This window comes from Nocardia cerradoensis NBRC 101014, from assembly GCF_000308535.1.
Taxonomy (GTDB): Bacteria; Actinomycetota; Actinomycetes; order Mycobacteriales; family Mycobacteriaceae; genus Nocardia; species Nocardia cerradoensis.
In genome coordinates, this window is sequence record NZ_BAFW01000322.1 from 1 (window position 1) to 4,785 (window position 4,785).

Here is a 4,785-nt window from a genome sequence, read left to right on the forward strand (position 1 = left end):
GTCGGAAATCGATCGGTTTCTCGAACACTCGGCTCACTCCATGTGGTTTCTGGTCGCCGATAAGCGGGGGCTGACGGTCGAAGACGAAACACCGGCGCGTTCAGTACAGGTAGACGTCGACGACAAGCGCCGACAGTCCGCCGAGCAGGGCCAGGAGCGACGCCGATCGGGCGGGACGGGATCGCATGGGGCCGCTCTGCGCACGGGTCGGATCTCGCGCGTCCGCAGGGCCACCTTGTACCGATACCTCGCCGAGCCACAGCCCAACAGCGAGAAGACTCCTTGAGAGGGCTGGTGGGGCGCGGCGACCGCAGCGATTGGCATAACGCAACCGCGGAACGAACAGATTATTGGTTATGAGCACCGACGAACTGCCCGCCGACGTACGTGAGGCTGTGCGATACCTCGCCGAGAATGCGCGCCTGTCCGGATACTTCAAATGGAACGAAGAGGCGAAGCTCAAGGCCGACATGATGAATGTGCGGCGCCGGTGGGGGCGGCACCGTGTCTCGCCTGATGCCCTCAAGCGTGAATGCGAGGCAGCGGGCCTAGACAGCGAGGCTGTCACAAGATTCTCGATCTGCTCGCCAAGACTCAGAACGGTCGTCAGTTGAGACCGCACAAGACGTACAAAGACTTTCGCTTCGCAGACCTGCCCGCCGAGGACTGACATTTCCGGACTGAACTGATGGCCTTCCTGACCGCCGCCCCCTCAAGAGGTGGGTTCGGCGGTCAGAAGGGCTGCGTCGCGTCTATTGAAGGTGCTCGTAGGTGAGGTAGTGGACGGTGACCTGTTCACCGAGTGGGAAAGTTCGCGGCTCGAGATCCGGGTGTGCGAACTCGACGACGATAGTCCGCTGCGGATCCGCTGCGCGATCGAACTTGGCGGTGATGGTCTTCACCAGAGCGCTGCGCGTGTAGGTGACCCCGGCCTGATCGATCTCGCCGAGCTCGATGATTAGAGTCTCATCCCGCTTGTCGTAGCTGGCGAGCTCTTCGATGGGCGCCGTACGGGACAGGATCGTCGTGGGCGCGGGGATCGTGATCGGAAATCCCATCTCTCCTGGGACCTTTCACTAGTCGAGTGGTCCTGGGCGAGTTTGCCCAGGACTAACCCACCAGGCTACGTGCGGGCAACGACAAGTTGCCTGCCCCCGAAAACGCGGCAGCAACCAGTATGTCGGCTTCCGGGAATACGGTTAGCGCCATGAGTTGGACTCACGTGCTCACCACCCACGAGTTCTGGGCGGGCTTCCCTTCCGGCGCACTCGTCTCCGGCATCGTCACACCGATCATCACTGCCCGGGCTGTACGCGCCAGCGACAAGCGCAAGTTCGCCCAAGAGGACAGGGTTCTGGACCGCAAAGAGGCACGTGAGAACAAAATCCGGGACGAGGAGAGCCTCTACAACGTCGCCATGGAGTACGTGTCCGTCTGCAACGAGATCTTGATGAACTCGGTCGATATCAAGGGTGCGTTCAACGCCTTCCGGGACATGGTCTTCAACCGCGCCGGCGCGCCCGACCCGAAGGCGGATGACAAGATCGACCACGCCTCGAAGGTGGCGGAGGAGAACAAACGAATCGTCCAGCCGTACAACAGGTTGCGGATGGTTGCTCCGAAGAACGTGATCGACGCGGCGGTGAAACTCAATGCCGCGATGCTCGCCGTGCTGAGGGCGACGACGGAACCGCTCGCGCAGCCCGTCACGCGGAAGGCGGCTGCCGACGAGATCGAGAACTTCATCAACGTGTTCCGGGCCGAGGTCGGCAAGGAGCAGTACACCGCCTCCGAAGCCCAGGAGAAGACGATCAGTTTCCTCGCCAACCTCAAGCGGCAGGTGAACGACTACGTAGAGGAGTCTCGAGAGGAGATGCGCGCGGCGGGCTTCCCGTCAACGCCGTGGGACGACATGGAGGAGAACCCGCGGCGGTGACGTGGGGCGCGCCGCTGGACCGGCGTTAGGCCCGAAACGACGAAGGGACGCCTTTCCACGGGCGTCCCTTCGTACGCGTAGCGCCCTGCCCTTGGGAAGACCCGGCCTGGGGAGCCGGTCTTGCCGTAGCAGGTGGTCTGACCGTTGCCGTCACGCCACGCTCGAGACCGCCTAGGCGGTGTGCCGCGCGGCGTGCTGACTGGCTGGATTTCCAGGCCCCACGTTTGCTGACTCAACGCTCTTTTGATCTCTGGCTAGATCGTAGCACACCGACCCAGACACGAGAAAAGTCAAATGTCCTGTCTCACCTGCTAATACACACGCAGGTATGTATAGTCGGAGGAATAGAGAAACCTTTGCAGGAAAGTCGCTATGACGCTTGCAGCGAAGAGGCCACTACGTTAGTAGATAGGTAGGGCCTCGCTAGGATAGAGAAGTAGTGAGGACATCAAAGACAGCTGACCAGGCCAAGCAAGGCGGCACGTTCGCCGAGCTGGCCAAGTCGGCGGTGACCATCGAGGAGCTGCTGGGGTCGGCGGCGCCGTGCCTGCCTCCTGATGTGCCCGAGTCGTCGCTCGAGATCGCGAGGAACATCGAGACGACATCGCCTGGGCGTAGGTCGATCCCGCTGCGGTGGTCGTTCACCCATGCCGCGCCGCCCGGTGAGGGCGACTCGACCCCGAAGGCGCCGATGGCTCGGATCATCGGTGCCGGCGGCCGCGGTGGTGGGGTGCCGGTGAAGTTGTATCTCGCGCTGATCTGGCGTGCCGCCGGCGCACCGCACACCACCAACTACTCGGCCCGGCTGTGGGCTGAGCTGCTGGCGCTGCCGGATCCCGAGACCAAGGGCGCTCGGCGCGTGAGCGATGCGCTGCGCACGCTCGAGCAGGCCCGCCTGGTGTCGATCACCCGCGTGCCCGGTGAGCCGTCCACCGTGGCACTGCTGGATGAGAGCGGCAGCGGGGCGGCCTACCAGCTTCCCTCCACCGCGTACTACCACGCGAAAACGCTGGCGGAGAAGGCCAAATCGGCGGAACGGAAGAAGAAGTTCGAGAAGGAGATGGACGCCAACCTCTACAGCAGGCTGCCGCTGACACTGTGGACCAACGGCCACATCCAGGCGATGTCGTCGGCCGCGCTGGCGATGCTGCTGATCTTGATGTCCAACAGCCGCGCCAGTGAGGGCAAAGAGATCTGGTGGTCCACCCAGAAGTTCCCCGAGCGGTACGGGATCTCGCCGGCCACCCGCGCTCGCGGCACCAGCGAACTCCAAGCCCGAGGACTGCTGAAGGTGACCAAGCGGCTCGTGGCCAACAGCCCGAACAACACCCGCGCGCTCACCAGCAAGAAGGTTCGCAGCATCTACACCCTGATCAACGACGCGAAACTCTCCGACAGCGCCTCGCAGCCGGACAGCTCCACCTGAATTTGCTGTCGGATATCGCGATTCGTGGATGCCGAGGCCGAACCGCCTTCTGCCATGCGAGGTGACGACCAGGAATCAGGCGGACAGTTCGAGTGTGGGGTACTGCTGAACCCAGTGTTCGAGGGCAGCGGGGTCGAGCAGCTTCTGCGCGTCGGCGAGCCCGGTGGGCACCGGCTTGCCCTCGACGACCAGCTTGAAGGGCTGGCCAGGCGCATCGGCGGCGTCGAAGAACCAGTGCGTCACTTCGGTGACGAGCAGTGACAACCCGAACCCGCCGGGGCCGTCGAATTCGAGGCTTTCCCCGGTCCGGGGCAGGAAGGGCGCGGTGGCCACGAACTGGAAGGAGTCGACTTCGTCCGGGTCGTCGGGTGCAGGGACGACGACAAATACCGTGTACCGCACCATCCCGGCGCCGAAGTCTGCACTGCTGCCCATGTTGTCCCCTGTTGTCGGCCGATGCCGCGATCAGCCTAGCGCCCCAACAGATCCGGGCGTCCTGTTCGACCGGTCGAGTCGGTGCCTGCTGGGATACTTCCGGTATGGGGATCGAGGCTGTGCAGGGGACCGGCCGCAGGGACACACACCGCGCGGGAATCACGTCGAGGGGTCTGTCCGGTGAGCCCGCGGCGCGGCCGCGCCCGGCTGGGGACCTACAACAGCCCGTACTTCCACGGCTATCGCAGCACCTCGCCCTCGCCGATCTTGGCCTTCCTCGGCGCGCTGGTGGGTGGTGTGGTCCTGCTGCTGGTAGTCCTTCCTCTTACCCACGCTCACACCACCCACACCGGCGGCGACACCGCACCCGGTCAGGTGACAACCTCCGTGGTAGCGCCGCCGCGTGTCCTGCCGACGACGGCGGCCACGCCGGCACATCCGTGCTACCCGTTCGAGCCGTCCTGCTGACCGCGAAAGCGCCTCGGCGGGTTCGGATGTGCGGTCCGGTGGCACGGCCTTGACGTGTTACGCGGTGTGCATGGCGGTGGTGATCTTGCGGATCATCTCGGTGGTGACCGGGCCGGGGCGGACGTCGGCGGTGGCGGCCTCGATCGCGACCTGCACGGTGGTGCGGAAGTTGTCGGCCTCGGCGGGATCGGACTGTCCGAGCACAGCGACCGCGGCCGTCAGGGAAGGCAGAACCTGATCGGCGAGTTCGGCGACCGACTTCCCCGCCAGTTTGACGTCCTTCGACTTTGCCGCGAGGACGTGTCCGACCGTGCCGGTCGCCGACAGCAGCGCCGTCGATCCCGCGGTAGCGGCCTTGTGGGGCTTGCTCGATCCGGCGGCCAGCAGAGACACCGCGCCGTAGGCAGCGGTGCGCACGGTGAGCTGATCCTGGGCGGTCAAAGCGAGGGTGGCGGACATCGTGGTCTCCTTCGAAATCTGTTGTGGCAGTTCCCTGGCCGGCTCGTCGGCTGGGGCTGTC

General features: G+C 64.7%; 8 protein-coding genes. 5 read left to right on the plus strand and 3 right to left on the minus strand.

The features are described from left to right. Both ON23_RS38985 and ON23_RS38135 read left to right on the plus strand, forming a co-directional pair. Positions 1 to 286, plus strand: a 286-nt coding sequence (locus tag ON23_RS38985) for a hypothetical protein (RefSeq protein WP_039782042.1), incomplete at its 5' end; no start/stop codon positions are given. 70 nt (positions 287 to 356) lie between these two features. Continuing rightward, positions 357 to 614 (plus strand): hypothetical protein, encoded by a 258-nt coding sequence (locus ON23_RS38135; RefSeq protein ID WP_143860633.1) that lies wholly within the window; start codon positions 357 to 359, stop codon positions 612 to 614. A gap of 138 nt (positions 615 to 752) precedes the next feature. Here ON23_RS38135 and ON23_RS28505 read toward each other — a convergent pair whose 3' ends face one another. Beyond that, on the minus strand, positions 753 to 1,058 hold the full coding sequence (locus tag ON23_RS28505; protein ID WP_039782043.1) for a hypothetical protein: 306 nt from the start codon (positions 1,056 to 1,058) through the stop codon (positions 753 to 755). A gap of 149 nt (positions 1,059 to 1,207) precedes the next feature. Between ON23_RS28505 and ON23_RS28510 the strand changes: the two genes are divergently transcribed. Next, entirely contained in the window at positions 1,208 to 1,936 is a 729-nt protein-coding gene (locus ON23_RS28510; protein WP_039782044.1) for a hypothetical protein, read from the plus strand. Between the two features lie 439 nt (positions 1,937 to 2,375). Beyond that, complete coding sequence (locus tag ON23_RS28515) at positions 2,376 to 3,362, plus strand: hypothetical protein (RefSeq protein WP_143860631.1); 987 nt, start codon at positions 2,376 to 2,378, stop codon at positions 3,360 to 3,362. Positions 3,363 to 3,437: 75 nt separating this feature from the next. Here the strand turns inward: ON23_RS28515 and ON23_RS28520 are convergent, their stop codons facing one another. Next, entirely contained in the window at positions 3,438 to 3,797 is a 360-nt protein-coding gene (locus ON23_RS28520) for a hypothetical protein (RefSeq protein ID WP_039782046.1), read from the minus strand. 180 nt (positions 3,798 to 3,977) lie between these two features. Here ON23_RS28520 and ON23_RS28525 point away from each other — a divergent pair, with 180 nt between their 5' ends. Next, positions 3,978 to 4,265, plus strand: coding sequence for a hypothetical protein (locus tag ON23_RS28525; protein ID WP_039782047.1), 288 nt, complete (start codon positions 3,978 to 3,980; stop codon positions 4,263 to 4,265). Positions 4,266 to 4,322: 57 nt separating this feature from the next. Here ON23_RS28525 and ON23_RS28530 read toward each other — a convergent pair. Further along, positions 4,323 to 4,785 (minus strand): hypothetical protein (locus ON23_RS28530; RefSeq protein WP_306307148.1); only part of this gene is annotated, 463 nt, incomplete at its 5' end.

What these genes read in the sequence shown, in the direction of transcription:
- ON23_RS38135 (WP_143860633.1), top strand. Translation starts at nt 357, where the DNA reads ATGAGCACCGACGAACTGCCCGCCGACGTACGTGAGGCTGTGCGATAC.
- ON23_RS28505 (WP_039782043.1), bottom strand. Translation starts at nt 1,058, where the DNA reads ATGGGATTTCCGATCACGATCCCCGCGCCCACGACGATCCTGTCCCGT.
- ON23_RS28510 (WP_039782044.1), top strand. Translation starts at nt 1,208, where the DNA reads ATGAGTTGGACTCACGTGCTCACCACCCACGAGTTCTGGGCGGGCTTC.
- ON23_RS28520 (WP_039782046.1), bottom strand. Translation starts at nt 3,797, where the DNA reads ATGGGCAGCAGTGCAGACTTCGGCGCCGGGATGGTGCGGTACACGGTA.